Origin of the sequence: Arthrobacter sp. ATA002 (assembly GCF_026898095.1) — a bacterium.
Lineage (GTDB): Bacteria > Actinomycetota > Actinomycetes > Actinomycetales > Micrococcaceae > Arthrobacter_B.
In genome coordinates, this window is record NZ_CP114015.1 from 2,948,767 (window position 1) to 2,964,982 (window position 16,216).

General features: G+C 67.2%; 14 protein-coding genes and 2 pseudogenes. 8 read left to right on the top strand and 8 right to left on the bottom strand.

Features of this window, described 5'->3' with window-relative positions; translation table 11 throughout:
* Window positions 1-117: 117 nt before the first annotated feature.
* The 3 genes from OL239_RS14570 to OL239_RS14580 are packed head-to-tail and all read right to left on the bottom strand — an operon-like array spanning window position 118 to window position 2,759.
* Window positions 118-1,143: an ABC transporter permease gene (locus tag OL239_RS14570; RefSeq protein ID WP_268909505.1), complete on the bottom strand. Its 1,026-nt coding sequence runs from the start codon at window positions 1,141-1,143 to the stop codon at window positions 118-120.
* A 3-nt stretch (window positions 1,144-1,146) separates the two neighbouring features.
* The gene (locus OL239_RS14575; RefSeq protein WP_268909506.1) at window positions 1,147-1,869 is read right to left on the bottom strand and encodes an ABC transporter substrate-binding protein; all 723 of its coding nucleotides are present in this window, start codon (window positions 1,867-1,869) and stop codon (window positions 1,147-1,149) included.
* Complete coding sequence (locus OL239_RS14580) at window positions 1,866-2,759, bottom strand: ABC transporter substrate-binding protein (RefSeq protein ID WP_268909507.1); 894 nt, start codon at window positions 2,757-2,759, stop codon at window positions 1,866-1,868. The genes OL239_RS14575 and OL239_RS14580 overlap by 4 nt, the downstream gene beginning before the upstream one ends.
* Window positions 2,760-2,946: 187 nt before the next feature.
* On the opposite strand from OL239_RS14580, the gene OL239_RS14585 reads away from it, so the two are divergent.
* From OL239_RS14585 to OL239_RS14595, 3 genes are all read left to right on the top strand, one after another.
* Window positions 2,947-3,282, top strand: coding sequence for an ArsR/SmtB family transcription factor (locus tag OL239_RS14585; protein ID WP_268909508.1), 336 nt, complete (start codon window positions 2,947-2,949; stop codon window positions 3,280-3,282).
* Between the two features lie 83 nt (window positions 3,283-3,365).
* Window positions 3,366-3,785, top strand: coding sequence for a class I SAM-dependent methyltransferase (locus OL239_RS14590; RefSeq protein ID WP_268909509.1), 420 nt, complete (start codon window positions 3,366-3,368; stop codon window positions 3,783-3,785).
* Between the two features lie 96 nt (window positions 3,786-3,881).
* A complete protein-coding gene (locus tag OL239_RS14595; RefSeq protein WP_268909510.1) occupies window positions 3,882-4,130 on the top strand; it encodes a hypothetical protein in 249 nt (82 codons plus the stop codon).
* Window positions 4,131-4,132: 2 nt separating this feature from the next.
* On the opposite strand, the gene OL239_RS14600 is transcribed toward OL239_RS14595, so the two are convergent.
* The 4 genes and pseudogenes from OL239_RS14600 to OL239_RS14615 form a co-directional block, all read right to left on the bottom strand.
* The gene (locus OL239_RS14600; RefSeq protein WP_268909511.1) at window positions 4,133-4,927 is read right to left on the bottom strand and encodes an inositol monophosphatase family protein; all 795 of its coding nucleotides are present in this window, start codon (window positions 4,925-4,927) and stop codon (window positions 4,133-4,135) included.
* Window positions 4,924-7,177: pseudogene (ligA, locus tag OL239_RS14605) on the bottom strand (NAD-dependent DNA ligase LigA). The gene OL239_RS14600 and the pseudogene ligA overlap by 4 nt, the downstream one beginning before the upstream one ends.
* A complete protein-coding gene (locus OL239_RS14610; RefSeq protein ID WP_268909512.1) occupies window positions 7,174-7,623 on the bottom strand; it encodes a pore-forming ESAT-6 family protein in 450 nt (149 codons plus the stop codon). The pseudogene ligA and the gene OL239_RS14610 overlap by 4 nt, the downstream one beginning before the upstream one ends.
* A 75-nt stretch (window positions 7,624-7,698) precedes the next feature.
* Window positions 7,699-8,034, bottom strand: a complete 336-nt coding sequence (locus OL239_RS14615; RefSeq protein ID WP_268909513.1) for a hypothetical protein — start codon at window positions 8,032-8,034, stop codon at window positions 7,699-7,701.
* Window positions 8,035-8,393: 359 nt separating this feature from the next.
* On the opposite strand from OL239_RS14615, the pseudogene OL239_RS14620 reads away from it, so the two are divergent.
* A pseudogene (locus OL239_RS14620) lies at window positions 8,394-10,735 on the top strand (FdhF/YdeP family oxidoreductase).
* On the opposite strand, the gene OL239_RS14625 reads toward OL239_RS14620, so the two are convergent.
* Window positions 10,732-11,250 carry a DUF6457 domain-containing protein gene (locus OL239_RS14625; protein ID WP_329609242.1) on the bottom strand — a complete coding sequence of 173 codons (519 nt, stop codon included), beginning with the start codon at window positions 11,248-11,250 and terminating at the stop codon, window positions 10,732-10,734. The pseudogene OL239_RS14620 and the gene OL239_RS14625 overlap by 4 nt on opposite strands.
* Window positions 11,251-11,395: 145 nt before the next feature.
* Between OL239_RS14625 and OL239_RS14630 the strand changes: the two genes are divergently transcribed.
* From OL239_RS14630 to eccCa, 4 genes are read left to right on the top strand one after another with little or no spacing between them, the layout of a single operon-like run.
* Window positions 11,396-11,656: a hypothetical protein gene (locus OL239_RS14630; RefSeq protein WP_268909515.1), complete on the top strand. Its 261-nt coding sequence runs from the start codon at window positions 11,396-11,398 to the stop codon at window positions 11,654-11,656.
* A gap of 3 nt (window positions 11,657-11,659) precedes the next feature.
* Window positions 11,660-12,997, top strand: a complete 1,338-nt coding sequence (gene eccD / locus OL239_RS14635; protein WP_268909516.1) for a type VII secretion integral membrane protein EccD — start codon at window positions 11,660-11,662, stop codon at window positions 12,995-12,997.
* Between the two features lie 14 nt (window positions 12,998-13,011).
* Window positions 13,012-14,136: a hypothetical protein gene (locus OL239_RS14640; RefSeq protein ID WP_268909517.1), complete on the top strand. Its 1,125-nt coding sequence runs from the start codon at window positions 13,012-13,014 to the stop codon at window positions 14,134-14,136.
* Window positions 14,136-16,214, top strand: a complete 2,079-nt coding sequence (eccCa, locus tag OL239_RS14645) for a type VII secretion protein EccCa (protein WP_268909518.1) — start codon at window positions 14,136-14,138, stop codon at window positions 16,212-16,214. Before OL239_RS14640 ends, eccCa begins: the two co-directional genes overlap by 1 nt.
* Window positions 16,215-16,216 lie beyond the last annotated feature (2 nt).

A 16,216-nucleotide genomic window follows, 5' to 3' on the forward strand; every position in this document is an offset into this window, starting at 1 on the left:
GTGCACCCGTGCGCTTTCCGGCGCGGCTGCGCTCCGGGGAGAACCCGGCGCAGGCCCGCTGAGCCGTCGGACCTGGAGCCGCCGGGGCCGGCGCCGGTGGACCCGGAGCTGTCGGGGCTAGACATCGGCCGTCACCCTCGGATCGAGCAGGACGTAGAGGAGGTCCGCGAGCAGGGATGCAGCCAGCACGGCAACGGTGGTCATCACCGTGAGCGCCGCCAAGAGGGCAAAATCCAGTGCCTGCGCCGACGACACCACCGCCGCGGCCAGCCCCGGCCAGGAAAACACCGTTTCGATCAGCACTGCGCCCACGATCACTTCCGGAAGCCTGGATCCGAGCACGGCGATGAACGGTGCCAGAGCTGCGGGCAGCACGTGTTTGCGGATCACCGTCCGCTCACGCAATCCCCGGAGCCGAACCCCGCGCACGGCGTCGGACCTCAGGACTCCTGCCATGGAGGCCCTCAGGGAGAGCAGCAGCCACGGCAGCTGCGACAGTGCTGTCGCCAGCACGGGCAGCACCATGTGCCGGGCCACTTGCCCCGCGCTGGGCTCGGCACCCGGATCTGTCAGTCCGCCGCCGGGCAGCCAGCCGGCGGTGACGGCGAAGATTCCCAGCAGGCCCAGCGAAATGACGAACGGGGGCAGTCCCTGGAGCACGGTGGCCGCGGCGCCCACGGCGCGGTCCAGCGGTCCGCCCGGCCGGTAGGCGCACCGCACGGCAGCCAGGAGCGCGGTCACCACCGCAAGGAACAGTCCTGTTCCGGCCACCAGCAGGGTCCAGGGCAGGCGCTCGGCCATCACCGCCGTCACCGGCTGCCGAAAGACCCGTGAATGGCCGAAATCGCCGGTGAGCGCCGAGCCGGCCCACTGCCACCAGGCGGAGAACCAGGAAGTCTCCAGATTGAGGGCTTCCGAGAGCTGCCGCCGCTGCTCAACCGAGGCCTGGACATAGCGGTCCCCCAGGTAGGCAGCCAGCGGATCGAAAGGCGAGACGGCGGCCAGCAGGAACACGAGCAGGCTCACCCCCAGCACTACGGGCACCGCCAGGACTGTACGGCGGACGACAATGGTCCGCAACTCCGCGCGCCGGCGTCTCCGGCGCGCCTGCCGGCCGGGCAGCGGCGTTGCTTCCAGGGACACGGGCTAGTCCCGGGTCCAGTCGCGCAGGCTCCACCAGAAGCCCCACCCGACGTCGTGGGTGTGCGGTTCCAGGACCGTCTGGACGTTCTGCCAGCCCATGTCCTGCTGAATGTAGTTGTGGTCAATGAAGGCCAGCATGACGTAACCGGGATCCTGGATGTACAGGTCCTGGACGGCCAGGTAGTGGGCGGTCCGTTCGGCGGGGTCCAGGCTCTTCCGGGCCGCCTCCAGATGGGCGTCCATCGCGGCGGTGCCGGTGTTGCCCGGATTCGCAAACGGCGAGCCGGAGCCCGGTATTGCCGTATGCAGGGTTTCAAACAGCTGCGAGTCCAAGTCATAGGGCTTGTCCCCGCCGCCCAGGAGGATCCCGACGTCGTTGCGCCGCTCCTCGATGACGCTCCAGTCGGTGCCGAGAAGCGTGACGTCCACACCGAGCTTGGACATGTCCGAGGCAAAGGCCAGGGACAAGTCCCGGCGCAGGGTGTCGCTTGCGTTGTACGCCAGTTCAAAGGCCGCCGGCACGTCGTCCCTGGCCCGCACCCCGTCTTCTCCCGGAAGCCAGCCCGCCTCGTCGAGAAGCGTCTTGGCTGCCTCGGGGTCATAGGGAAAAACGGCCTGCGGATTGAAGGCGTCTCCGTAGACGGCCGCCACCGGAGTGTGGGCCGGGGTCCCGCGGCCGTCCAGTACATGGTCCACCATGCCCGCGCGGTCAACGGCCAGGTTCATGGCCCGAACCGCCAGGGGATCGCTGGCAAAGACATTGCCGGAGGGCAGGGACAGCCCCGCCAATCAGCCGTTTCCACGGCCTCGTGGGAGTACCCGGCTTTATCCTCGTAGGCTGCGGCCAGCCGGGGCGGCAGGACGGTCCCGTGGATTTCTCCCGATTGAAGCCGCTGGGCCCGCGAATTGTCATCGGGCACGTGGATGATCGTCACCGTCTTTACTTCCGGTGCACCGTTCCAGTAGTCCTCCTTGGCGGTCAGGACCAGTTCGTCCGGGCGGAGCGACGTGACAGTGTAGGGTCCGGTTCCCACCGGATCAGTGTTCAGTGAAGATTCGGCCGCCAGGCCCGGTGTCAGCCGCTCCGACGGCGCGATGCCCAGCAGCAGGCGGCTGGCAAACCCCGCGTACGGGTACTTCAGGGTGAAGGTGACGGTTCCGTCCGCTCCGGCGGCGGCAGCCTGAAGCATGTCGTAGGACGGGGCCAGCTCGGAGGCCGAGCCCGGGTCGATGACCGCGTTGTACGTTGCGGCAACGTCCCCGGCATCCAGGGCGGTGCCGTCGCTGAAGTTAACGCCGCCGCGCACTCGCACCGTCCATTCGGTGCCCTCGGCGTTACTCTGCGGCATATCAGCTGCCAGCGACGGAACGAGATCGGGCAGGGACGAGGAACCGTCCTGCGGCGAGAGCCGCAGGAGTCCGTCATAGATGTGCGACTGTCCGCTGTCTCCATGTCCTCCCACGGGGTTGAACCGGCCGGGTTCAGTAGCATCCGCCAGGACAAGGGCGGCACTGTCCGGGGAATCATCCGGATCCGCTGTACAGCCGGCCAACACGGCCAGCAGCAGTGCTGCCGCTGCCGCTCGGGACAGGTTTCGGAACCTGGTCTCTGACATGGTGGCTCCCGTCAACGTATGCATGCCTGTGCAGATAATGATGAATCAATACCTACCCCGGCACCATCCCCGGGTCCCAAACCCGCTCCCAAACTTGTCTTTGCGTTACCCCGCCCCTGTTCCGGCGCCGGTTGTGCGGTGTGCCGGTGCTCTGCAAGGATTCCGAGGTATGCAAGGATTCGGAGGTATGAGACCCTTGCCACCCCGTGCCGCCGCCGGCGATGCAGTAACAGATGTTCCCGGCACCGTGGATGTTCAGGGGTGGACCGCCCGTTTCGACCTGATGTCCGACCCGACCCGGCTCAAGCTGCTGCTGTGCCTGCACTTTAGTCCGGACAGCTCGGTAACGCGGCTGGCCGCCGCGGCCGGGGTCTCGCAGACGGTGGTCAGTCAGTCACTGCGCCCGCTGCGGGGCCGGGAATGGGTCGTGGTGGAAAAAGTGGGCCGCGAACGCCGTTACCGGCTGGTGGACGAATCGCTGCACGTCCTGCTCCATACCATCGGCGCCCCACACTCCGGCTAGCCGAGCGGTACAAAGCTGAAAGACATGCCGGCGCCGTCCGGCGTCAGTCCGGCGCCGTCCGGAGTCAGTACAAGGGGGAACACTTGGTTGATGCGCATTACAACGAGCCGCGGCTGGTGGCGCTGTACGACGAGGACAACGCCGGCACCTGGGACACCGACTTTTACGCCGGGATGCTGGAAGCGCTTAGTGAACAGCGCGGGCCGCTGCGGGTGGCCGACGTTGGCTGCGGCACGGGCAGCTTTGCCGTCCGGCTGGCGCGGGCGGGCCACGCCGTCACCGGAATTGATCCGGCTGCGGCAATGCTGGACTCGGCACGCTCGCGCGACGGCGGGGAGCTGGTCACCTGGCTGTCCGGCACCGCCGTCGACCTGCCCGAAGGTCCGTTTGACGCCGCCGTCATGACCGGGCATGCGTTTCAGTGCCTGCTCACGGAAGCGGAAATCCTGTCCACGCTGGAGGCGGTGGGCTCCCGGCTGACGCCCGGCGGAACCTTCTTTTGAGTGCCGGAACCCGGCCGCCAAGGCGTGGCTGGAGTGGGACAACAGCAGCGCAGGGCCCGAGCTGCAGGAATCCTCGGCCGGGACGCTGGAAGTTGAATGGGAACTTGTCGCCGCTCAGGAGGAGCTCCCGACGGCGTCCTGGTCACCTTCGAGGACAGGACCCGTTTCCTGGCCGACGGCGAGCGCTTCGCCAGCCGCAGCACCCTGAAGTTCACCCCGGCGGAGCTGCTGGCGGAACTGCTGGAGCGTGCGGGTTTCAGTTCCGTGGACTGGTACGGCGATTGGCAGGGCGGGCCGCTTGATTCCGGAACCAGCCGGGAAATCATCGCCGCGGCCCGGCGGTAGCCCTACTCCGGCAGGACGGTCCCCGCGGCAGTAACGGCATCGAGCCGCTCGGCGTCGTCCGCCGGCCGCGGCGGGCGCTGGACCCGCACGCCGGCTTCCTCGGCAATCAGGGCGCCGGCGGCATAGTCGTACTCGTTGAGGCCGCGCTCGAAGTACGCGTCGAGGCTGCCGTCCGCCACCATGCACAGATCCAGCGCCGCGGAGCCCAGCCGCCGCACATCGGCAAAGCTGCCGGCCATCCCCGGCAGGGCGGCGTACTGTTCCTCCCGCACCCCGGCGTCGTAGGAGAAACCGGTGCCCAGCAGCTTGCCGGCCCGCTGCGGGTCCGGGCCGGTGAGTTTGCGGACGCTGCCGTGTTCGGCCAGCCAGGCGCCGTGGCCGCGGGCGGCGGAGTACACGCGCACCAGCGCCGGGGCGTGGACGACGCCGGCCAGCCATTCGCCGTCGTCATTCACCGCTGCGACCGACGTGGCGTAGTACACGATGTTGCGGATGAAGTTGGTGGTGCCGTCCAGCGGATCGATGGACCAGCGGATGCCCGAGGCATGGACCGGAACGCTGTCCGCCAGCTCTTCGCCCGTGACCGTGTCCTGCGGCCGGCGCCGCGCGAGCACTTCCCGCACTGCCTGTTCAGCCGCAGTGTCAAAGGCTGTCACCCAGTCCCCGTCAGCGCTCTTATTTGCCGCAGAGAGTTCCTCGGAGCCGCGGCGCGCCAGCACCGCGGCTCCGGCGGCCGCCGCCTCGCGGGCGACGTCGAGCAGGTCCAGCGGATCGGCCGCGTCCGGCAGCTTGCTCATTCGGAACCCTCCTCCGGTGCGTCTTCCCCGGGCTCTGCGTCGTCCAGCGGCACGCCGCCTTCGGCCAGCAGCGTCCGGAAACCGTCTTCGTCAATGACCCGGACTCCCAGGGCTTCGGCCTTTTCCAGTTTGGTGCCGGCATTTTCCCCGGCCACCACGTAGTCGGTTTTTTCGAGACCGACCCGGAGGCCTTTCCGCCGCGGGCCAGGATGGCTTCCTTGGCCTCATCCCGGCTGAAGTTAGGCAACGTCCCGGTAACAACGACAGTCAGGCCCTCCAGCGTGCGGGGCATGGTTTCGTCGCGCTCATCGGCCATCCGCACTCCGGCCGCGGCCCAGGCGTCCACGATCTCGCGGTGCCAGTCCTCGGCGAACCATTCCTTCAGGGCGGCGGCAATGGTCGGGCCGACGCCGTCGACATGTGCCAACTGCTCTTCGGTGGCAGCGCGGATGGCCTCCATGGAGCCAAAGGCACCGGCGAGGGCGCGGGCCGCCGTCGGGCCCACATGCCGGATGGACAGCGCGACCAGAACCCGCCACAGCGGCTGGGTTTTGGCCTTCTCCAGTTCAGTGAACAGCTTCCGCGTGGTGGCGCTGGGCTCGGACGGTTTTTGGCGGTGCCCTTGGTGTAGAAGTACGGGACCAGTTCGGTGCCGTCGACCACGCCCTTGACGCGCTTGGGGCGTTCAATCCGCACGTCCGCCAGGTCCTCGACCTTGAGGTCAAACAGGCCGGCCTCACTGGTCAGCGGCGGGTTTTCCGGTTCGGCAGGCGAGGTGAGCGCGATGGCCGCCTCCCAACCGAGCGCCTCAATGTCGAAGGCGCCGCGGCCGGCCAGGTGGAACACCCGTTCCCGCAGCTGCGACGGGCAGGACTTGGCGTTGGGGCAGCGGATGTCCACGTCGCCCTCCTTGGCCGGCTTCAACTCGGTTCCGCAGGAGGGGCAGTGCGTGGGCATCACGAAGTCGCGGACGGGCGGATCCTGCGCGTCGCGGAGCGCCATGACCGGGCCGACTATTTCCGGGATAACGTCACCGGCCTTCCGCAGCACCACGATGTCGCCGATCTTGACCCCCTTGGCCTTCACCACGTCCTGGTTGTGCAGGGTGGCCATCTCCACGGTGGATCCGGAGACGAGCACCGGGGTCATAATCCCGTAAGGCGTGACGCGTCCGGTGCGGCCCACGTTGACGCGGATGTCCAGCAGCTTGGTGTTCACCTCCTCCGGCGGGTACTTGTAGGCCACGGACCAGCGCGGCACCCGGGAGGTGTTGCCCAGGGCCCGCTGGAGGGCGAAGTCGTCCACCTTGACCACAATGCCGTCGATTTCATGGGAGAGGTCGTGGCGGTGCTCGCCGTTCTCGGCAATGTACTTCAGCACTTCTTCGTAGGTGTCCAGCACCCGGTAGTAGGGCGACGTCGGCAGGCCCCACTGGTGCAGCAGTTCGTATGTTTCGGACTGGCTGGCAACGTTCAGGCCCTCGCGGGCACCGATGCCGTGCACATACATGCTCAGCGGACGCCGGGCGGTGACTTCCGGATCCTTCTGGCGGAGCGAGCCGGCGGCCGCGTTGCGGGGGTTGGCGAAGGGCGCCTTGCCCGCCTCCACCATGGTCTCGTTCAGGTGCGCGAATTCCTTGGAGGGGATGAACACCTCGCCGCGGATTTCCATTTCCGCCGGCAGGTTCTCCCCCTTCAGGGTGCGCGGGATGGAGGCGATCGTGAGCACATTGTGGGTGATGTCCTCGCCGGTGGTGCCGTCCCCGCGGGTGGCGGCCCGGACCAGTTCGCCGTTGCGGTAGAGCAGGTTCACGGCCAGCCCGTCGATCTTGAGTTCGGTCAGCCATTTGATTTTGGCGTCCGGCGCGATGTTGGCGACGGATGCTTCGGCCCTGCGCACCCAGGCGTCGAGTTCATCCAGGGAGAAGACATCCTCGAGGCTGTACATCCGCTGCAGGTGCTCCACCGGGGCAAATGCGGCGGAAACTTCGCCGCCCACTTCCTGGGTGGGCGAGTCGTTGGTGACCAGCTCCGGGTGCAGCGCCTCAATTTCCTCCAGACGGCGGTAAAGCTGATCGAACTCCGCGTCTGAAACCAGCGGCGCGTCGTCGTTGTAGTAAGCGAAGCGGTACCGGCGCACCTGCTCGGCGAGCTCCTGGTATTCCTCGCGCAGGTCCCCGGCGGGCGGGGTGTCGGTGCTGACCGACTCGACGGCGGCTTCAGTTTCCGGGGATGTCTTGGCTGTGCTCACCTAACCAATCTTGCCCCATCCGGCCCGCTGGCGGGAGCTACGCGCCGCGGCCGGCGAGGGCGGCGGCGCCGGGTTTGGAACGTGCGGCGTTCCCCTGGCCGTTCCGGTGTTCGAAATGTGCGGCCGAGATCATTCCGGCGGCTAGCCGATGTTCTGTACCGCGCTGCGGGCCGGGCACCGGCGCCGGACGCCGACTGGTCGTTCAGGTTCAGGGTCTGCTTGACCAACCCGATAATGTTCCGGGTTTCCGTGGCGGCGTTGCGGAAACGGTTCTCCACCGCCTGGTACTCCTCCGAAACGCCGTCCGCCTGAAAATCGGCCATGGCGGAATTGACCGCTTTCTCGCGCTCCCCGATGAGCGATTCGAGGCGGCCCACAATGGACTGGATATCCCCCTGCACGGCGGAGGAGGTGTCGGTGTCATAGCTCAAACGATCCTGGGACATTACAAACCCTTTCAAAACCGGCGAATATTTACGGTGGAAGCAACAGGACAATAAGTATCGATCTGCAAGTACCGATCAGCGGGATGAACCGAACCGGGCTGCATCAAAACTCGCCGCTCCCTGCTGCTGCTGGGCATTGTCCGCGGCTTCCTGGTCGCCCATCTGAAAGGACCGGTCCATTTCCGACTGCCCCATGAGGATCGCGGCAAGGGATCCGTTGAGTTCATTGGCAACCTCATCGGTCCGGGCCTTGAACTCGTCAAACCTCACCCGCCCTGAGCCGTTGAACTTGCCCTCCAGCGGAGCCACCGCCTGCACCAGCGAACGCACCAGCTGCCCCAGGTCCTCATTGGAAGACCCGGTGTGCTGTGTCAATGTCCCCAGCGTGTGCGAACCCATATCGAATTTCATCAGTGCCCACTTTCAGCGCGTGCCGCGCAGTCGTCCGGTTCGGTCCGGGAGCGGAAACCGGTCCCGTTCCCTGAAAATCTGTTCCGCCTGCCGGTGGCACCATCAAACGCGTCCCCCGGCGGAAACACCATGCAAAGACCCGCCCTGTGGATAACCGGCTCTCTCTCCGCGGGTGGGCAGGACCGCACGTTTTTCTCCCTCCGGATGGTTTTCGCCGGGAGGACGGGTCCGGCGGCGCGGCGGCGGCAACCTTGCTATGGGATGCGTCACCTGCTAGGCCTATTCCTACGGATAGGGCGGTCCGCCCCGGTACGACGGGGCCCGGGCCGTCGGCGGCGGACGGTGAAGGGAAGTGCACAGTGGCACGGAGGGAACCCCGCGTTGAAAACGTGGACGAGAAGGACATACAGGTAAAGCCTGCCAAGGAGTGGGCTGCCGGCGTGCCGGCTGTGTATCACTCGATGAAACCTGCGATCGAACATATGGGCGTAAAGCGCGCCCTGGACGCCACGTTCAAAATGAACCAAAAGGACGGCTTCGACTGTCCCAGCTGCGCCTGGCCGGACCCGGCCCACCGCAGCAAATTTGAGTACTGCGAAGAGGGCGTCAAAGCGGTCACCTGGGAGGCCGCGCCGGTGGTCATCTCCTCGGAGTTCTGGGCCGATCACAGCATCAGCGACCTCCGCAACCGCACCGAGTACTGGCTGGGCATGCAGGGGCGGCTCACCGAACCGGTGTACAAGCCGGCCGGCGAAGACCACTACCGTCCCATCAGCTGGGACGAGGCCTTCCGGATTGTGGCGGACAAGCTCAACGGCCTTGAATCCCCCCACGAGGCCGCCTTCTACACGAGCGGGCGCACCTCCAATGAGGCCGCTTTCCTGTACCAGCTCATGGTCCGGGGTTTCGGCACCAACAATCTTCCGGACTGTTCCAACATGTGCCACGAATCCTCGGGCTGGGCCATGGGCCAAACCATTGGAATCGGCAAGGCCACCGTCACCTATGATGACTTCGGCCAGGCGGACCTGATCATCCTGATGGGGCAGAACCCGGGGACCAACCATCCGCGCATGCTGACGGCCCTCGAAGGATGCAAGGCCAACGGCGGGAGCATCGTCGCGGTGAACCCGCTGCCCGAAGCCGGCCTGCGGCGGTATAAGAATCCGCAGAAGGTCCGCGGCGTGGCCGGCAAGGGAACGGAGCTCGCCGATCAGTTCCTGCAGATCCGCCTCGGCGGGGACATGGCCCTGCTGCAGGCCATCTCCAAACGCGTCCTGGAAGCCGAAGAGCGCAACCCGGGAACCGTCCTGGACCACGACTTCCTGGAGAAGCACTGCGAGGGCCTCGAAGACCTCCGGCAACACCTTGCCCATCTGGATGATGCCACCGTGGTGGAAGCCACCGGCCTGCCCATCGAAGAGATCAACGAGCTCGCCGAACGGTACCTGAAAGCCGAGAAGGTCATCATCACCTGGGCCATGGGCATCACCCAGCAGAAAAAAGCCGTGCCCACGATCAAGGAAATGATCAACCTGCTGCTCCTGCGCGGGAACATCGGCAAGCCGGGAGCCGGCGCGGCGCCCATCCGCGGCCACAGCAACGTCCAGGGCGACCGCACGATGGGCATCTGGGAGCAGATGCCCCCGGCTTTCCTGGACGCCCTTGGCAAGGAATTCAGCTTCGATCCCCCGCGGGACCACGGAACCGACGCCGTCGAAACCTTCCACCGGATGGAGGACGGCCGAATCAAGGTGTTTGTGGCCGTGGGCGGAAACCTAATTTCGGCCATCTCGGACACGCAGTTCGCGGAAAGCGCGATGCAGAAGACTGACATGACGGTCCAGATTTCCATCAAGCTCAACCGCTCCCATCTCATCACCGGGCAGGAAGCCCTGATCCTGCCGACCAAGGGCCGGACGGAACTGGACATCCAGGAAAGCGGGCCGCAGTTCGTGTCAGTGGAAGACACGGTGTGCGTGGTTCATGCCTCACGGGGAAACCTGACCCCGGTCGGCGACAATCTGCTCTCCGAACCGGCAATCGTCGCCCGGCTGGGCGCTCTGCTCGTCGGGAATAAAATCGACGCCGATTGGGAGGGGTATGAAAAGAACTACGACCTGATCCGCGAGCACATCGGCCGGGTCGTGGAAGGCTGTGACAACTACAACGAGCGGATCCGGCAGGACGGCGGCTTTGTGCTCCCCAACGGCCCGCGTGATTCGCGCACCTTCCACACTCCCACCGGCAAGGCCATCCTCACGGTCAATGATCTGGAAGCCGTGGAACGGCCCGAAGGCACCCTCATCCTGCAGTCGCTGCGCTCCCACGACCAGTGGAACACCACCATTTACGGGCACAACGACCGCTACCGCGGCATCCGCGGCGGACGCCACGTGTTGTTCATGAATGCCGCGGATATAACGGAGCTGGGGCTGACCGACGGCCAGTACGTGGACATCCACGGTGTACACCACGACAACGTGGAACGGGTCCTGCGGAAATTCCGCGTCGTTTCCTATCCCACGCCCCGGGCTGCGTGGCCGCCTATTATCCGGAGGCGAATGTCCTGGTTCCCATGGACCATGTCGCCGAGGGCAGCAACACTCCCGTGTCGAAGACCGTGCTGGTGCGGGTGGAACCAAACCGCGCCCCGGCTGGGGAGCAGTCCGAGGACTTCAAAACCCGGGCCCCGGCCTAGGCTCCCTGCCTGCCGGTTCGCCGGGCCTTTTTCCTGCCGTTTCGCCGGGCCTTTTTCGCCGGGCCTTTTTCGCCGGGCGGTTTGCCGGGCCGCCCGGCGAAGCGGCAGGTTGTCCCTCCCTTGCCGGGCGCCCGCGGCTTGCCCCCGGCCGGGCCGCTACTGTGCTGAGTCTTTCCACCCCGGCTGGTCCGGCCCCTGAGGCCTGTCGCGGCCAGCTGGAACGCAGTGTCGGCCGCGCTCTGAACAGCCTCGTCCGCTGCCTTCCGGCCGCTGGTCTTGGACAGCCCGGCAGCATATCCAACTACAAACGTGCTGATCAGGCCGGCGTTGTCCCCCACAGTTTTGGACGACTGTTCCGCCAGCTCCACCAGCATCTTGTGATCCACTTCCAAGTCCAGGATCTGCAGTGCCTGGGTGAGGCGCCGGCTCCATTCGCTCAGCGTGCGTTCTTCGGTGTCAGGGTTGGAACTCATGGCATCTCCTTCGGTGCGGACTGGTGCATCAAGAACTAGCATCGGCGGCTGCTTTGCACAACGCCCGGCCTGCGCGCGTCGCAGGGCGGACGGTGCGAAGTTATCCCCAGCCCTTGAGTTACGGGAGCAGGAAGGCGCCCCCGGTGCAAGGATGAACGCAACGTGTCCACAGGGCGAGGGGACCTCAATGGCCAGCGATTACGACAACCAACTCATCGAGTCCGTCACTGTGCGCCGCAACCGGCTGCTCACCGCCCTGCTCTTCGGGGAAAACCCCAATGAGCGCCGGTGGATGGACAGCTTGCGGCTGTTCATCCTCAGTGCCGCGGCCGCCGCCGTGATCGCTTCCGTCTGCGTCGGGTACTCCTTTGTCAGCAACCTGCTCGCCGAGAACCGCGCCAAGCAGGAACAGCAGGCCTACCAGCCGTACTCCGGGACAGGAGCCTGAGCCATGGCTCACCCTTTCACCCGGGTCACCCTCGTGGGCACCCGCAGGCATGTTGATCTGCTGCTGCCCTCCCATCAGCCCGTCGGGCTGCTCCTGCCGCAGGTGCTGAACCTGCTGGGCGATGCGCCGGCGGAGACGGTTGCGGCCAAGGTGCTGGTGGCGCCGGACGGTACGGAGCTGAACGCCGGCGCGTCCCTGAGCCAGGCCCGCGTCCTGGACGGGGCCAGACTGCTGCTGTGCAATGTGTCCGAAGCGCCTCCGGCTGCCGTCGTTTACGATGTCAACGACCTGGTGGCCGGCGAATCGGCAGCGGTTGGCGGCCGGTGGAACCGCCGCTGCCGGGACCTTACCACCGGAGCCTTCATGGCGGCAGGCCTTTGGGCGGGCGCGGAAATCCTGCTCACCGCGCTGGCCCCGAATACAGCCTGGTGGATGCTGTTCACCCTGTCCCTGCTCGGACTGGCCGCAGGATCGGCGGCAAACCGTCCGCCGCGCCGCGCCGCCTTCGGCTCCGCCCTGCTGGCAGCGGGCTGGCTCACCGGACTCGGCGGAGCCCTGCACCTGTACGGCGGCGTTCCGGAGCAACTTCCGCCGGCCTCGCTGGCCCTGGCTGGACTCTCCGTCCTGACACTCGCCGCGCTCGGAACCGGCGCCGCCCAGCCGCGTGCCTGGCTCAGCGGTGCGGCTGCCCTGGCCCTTGCCGCCGCAGTGTGGACTGCCGCCGGAGCCCTGTCCGGGGACCCCGTGCGGGCCGGCGCCGTCGCAGCGCTGGCGGGCGCACTGATCCTGGGGCTGCTGCCCAAACTGGCCCTGGCGGCGTCGGGCCTGGCCACGCTGGATGATCAACGGGCCAAGGGGCTTCCCAGCGCGCGTACCGATGCCGTCGGAGCGGTGGCTGCGGCCCACCGCACCCTGACGCTGGGCACGGCTGTCACCGCCCTCTCCCTGGCCCCGGCCCTGTGGCTGCTCGGCACCGACGCCGGCAGCCAGCGCTGGACGCTCCCCCTGCTGCTGGCGCTGACGCTGGCGCTCTTCCTGCGGACACGGTCCTTTCCGCTGGCGCCGCAGCGGGGTGCCCTGTATCTGACCGTCGCCGTGGGCCTGGCCGCGGTGACGGTGGCTGGCCTCCGTTTCCTTCCCGGCCAGCCATGGGTGGTCGGACTGGCCGTTCTGGCAGTTGCTTCGGGTGCCGCCGCGGTTCTCTCCGTCTCATTTCCCGACCATACGCAGGCACGGTTCCGCTTGCTGGCCAAACGCCTGGAATCAGTGGCGATTCTGGCTTCGGTCCCGCTTACAGTGGGGCTCTTCGGAGTGTTCGGCCAGCTCCTGGACAGCTTCTGATGGCCGGCGCCTTCGTGTCATCTGCCGAACCCCGGGCCCACGGCCGGCCCGGCCGCCCGGTTGCGGGGTCAGACGCCGCTGCGCCAATACGCCGCCTGCTGCGGACCCGGCCCGCAGAATCGGTACTGCACCGCGCGCTGGCGGACACCGCGTATCTGTTCCGCGGCGACGACTATCCCCAGCGGTTGGCCGAAGCAGCCGCGGGAACCCAGGTGCCGGTCACGACAGGGCGCCGCATCGCCGTGGTGGGTACCCGCGGCGGTGCCGGCAGGAGCACCGTCGCAGCACTGCTGGCGCGGATCTACGCGGCCATGCGCGCTGACACTGTTGCCGCCGTCGATCTCGCCCCCGGAGCCGGCACCCTCGCCCTGCGGCTGGGCGTTCCCCACGCGCCGCCGCTTGAAACCGCAGCCGCGCGGCTGCAGGCGGAGGCCCCCGATTCGCTGCACGGACTCGCCGCCCTCCTGACAGCCGCAGGACCGGCAAACCTGCTCGTCACGGGCCGGCGCCGGCCCGCATTGAACGCTGTAAGCGGCAACCCTGCCCCTCCAACCTCCGCGGCGTGGACCCCCGCCGGCCCTCTGGTCCCGCCGGTCTGGACTCCGGGCGGTCCCGCCCCGGGGTCCGGTGCTGCCGGAGAGGAGCCCGGCCGAAACGTTCCCGACGGCGCCTCCCGGATTTCACGGGCCATCTCCCGCTATTGCCCGATTACCCTCTTTGACTGCGGTGCCGGACTTACCGATCCCGGCGTGCTCTGGGCGGTGGAGAACTCACACGCGGCCGTTTTCGTGACACCGGCCAGCGTTGCGGGAGTGGAGGACGCCTTGGAATATGCCGCAGCCTGGCGCCGCCTGCCCGGGATCTCCGGAGTACCGCTGCTGATTCTCGTGGCGCAGCCCGCACCCGGCGGGTCCTTCAGCGCGTCGCGGGAAGCCGGACGCCTGCGCCGGGCAGGCATCGACGCGGTCCACCTGGGTCATGACCGGCACCTGGCGGCTGGGGTAGAGGTGCGTTCGTCCCTGTTGTCCCGGCGGACACGGCTTGAGGCAGCGACCGTGGCGTCCCGGGTTCTGTCCGCGGCATGCGCTCCGGAAACCCGGCCCCGGGCGGAATCGGCAACCGACCGGAACATGCGCTGATGAGCACGAAGATCCTGCACCGTCCGGCACGCACCACCGCGCCGGCGCGCACCATGGAGACCTTTACCCTGGATGCACCGCCGCCGGTCGAGGCCGGTAAAACCGGCATGAACATGATGTCTCTCGTTCCGCTCCTGGGAGCAGGAGTGTCGATGACCGTCATGATGCTCTTCCGCGGGTCCCCGCTGGCAGCCGTGGGAGCACTGATGATGATCGTGACCATCATCGCCTCGGTGATTATGATGCTTAGCCAGCGGGGCCGGCAGGGAAAGCAGCGCCGGGAGCAGCGGGAAAACTATCTGGAGTATCTGGAGCGCTCGCGGGCCACCCTTCGCTCCGATGAAGGCGCGGCCCTGTCCACGGCCCGGTCCGCCAGCCCGCCGCCGGATGCCCTGTTCGACGTCGTCCGCGACCCGCGGCGAATCTGGGAACGCCGGCGCTCCAACGAGGATTTCCTGCACGTGCGGATCGGAACCGGCGCGCGCCGCAACCGCGACATTACTATCCTCAATACCGGATCGGCGCTTGCCCAAACGGACACGTTCATGTCCGCCGAGCTGGAAATCCTCAAGCGGCGGTACGAGACTACTCCGGGGCTGCCCCTGACCGTGCCGCTGGATTGCGCCGGCAACATTTCAGTGGTGGGCTCACGCGGGTTCGTGACTTCGGTGGCACGGCTGCTGCTCATCGAAGCTGCCGCATTCCATTCCCCCGAGGACCTGCATCTGGCCATGCTCCTGCCGGAGGACCGGCGCGGCAATTGGGAGTGGGCAACCTGGCTCCCGCATTTGGCGGACCAGAGCAGCACCCATGCCACGGGCCCGGTCCGGCGGCTTGCCCCCACAGCGGATGCCCTGGGTGAAGTCCTTTCCGACGACCTGAACAACCGCTCATCCCTGGCCGCCGAGTCCCGCAAGAACTTCCTGCGCGGCGGCGTCGGCACGTCACTCCCCCGATTGTTGATACTCAGCGATTCCTACGGCCGGCTTCCGGCGGAGATCCGGCTCCCGGACCAGCAGGCGTCCGCCGCTTCACTGGGCATGACCACCCTCTTCCTGGTCGCCGACCGGCAGCAGGAGCCGGGCGAGGTGGCAGTGCGGATCACCGAGGCTGCCGACGGGGCTTTCACGGTGGAGAACTACCGAGGGGATCCGGTGCATCCGGACGTCGAGCACGGAACCCTGGACCGCCTTCCGGTGCCGCTGGCCGAGGCGCTGGCCCGGGAGCTGGCACCCCTCCGTCTGTCACCGGACTCGCTGGAGCACGACACTTCGGAAAACGCCCAGGGTTTCCTGGAAATGCTGGGGTTGTCAGCCAGCCTTGACGAGGCCGACATCCGGCGGCTGTGGAAGCCCCGCGGTGAGGTCGATTTCCTGCGCGTGCCGCTGGGTCCCGACGACCGGGGCCGCCCGGCGCTGCTCGATTTGAAGGAATCAGCGCAGTTCGGGCACGGTCCGCACGGTCTTTGCGTAGGCGCCACCGGATCGGGCAAATCTGAGATGCTTCGAAGCATGGTGGTCGGACTGCTGGCGACGCACTCTCCCGAAGTCCTGGCCATGGTGCTGGTGGATTACAAGGGCGGTGCCACCTTCGCCCCCTTCGCCGGTGCGCCGCAGGTCGCGGGGGTTATCACCAACCTGTCCGACGACGTCAGCCTGATCGAGCGCGTCTACGCCAGTCTGGCCGGCGAAATCCAAAGGCGGCAGGAAGTCCTCAAGGCGGCCGGCAACCTCGCCAACATCACCGACTATCAGCTGCACCGGCAGGAACTCCAAGCCGCAGGCCGCGACGTGGCGCCGCTGCCGCATTTGGTGGTGATCATCGACGAATTCGGCGAGCTGCTCACCGCCCGTCCGGATTTCATCGAACTGTTCCTCTCGATCGGCCGGATCGGACGTTCCATTGGAGTTCATCTGCTGCTTTCCAGCCAGCGGATCGAGGGCGGAAGCTGCGCGGCCTGGATACCTATCTCAGCTACCGCATCGGCCTGCGCACCCTGTCGGAAACGGAGTCCCGGACGGTTCTTGACACCCCCGATGCCTTTCATCTGCCCCCGGTGCCGGGCTTCGGCTACTTGAAG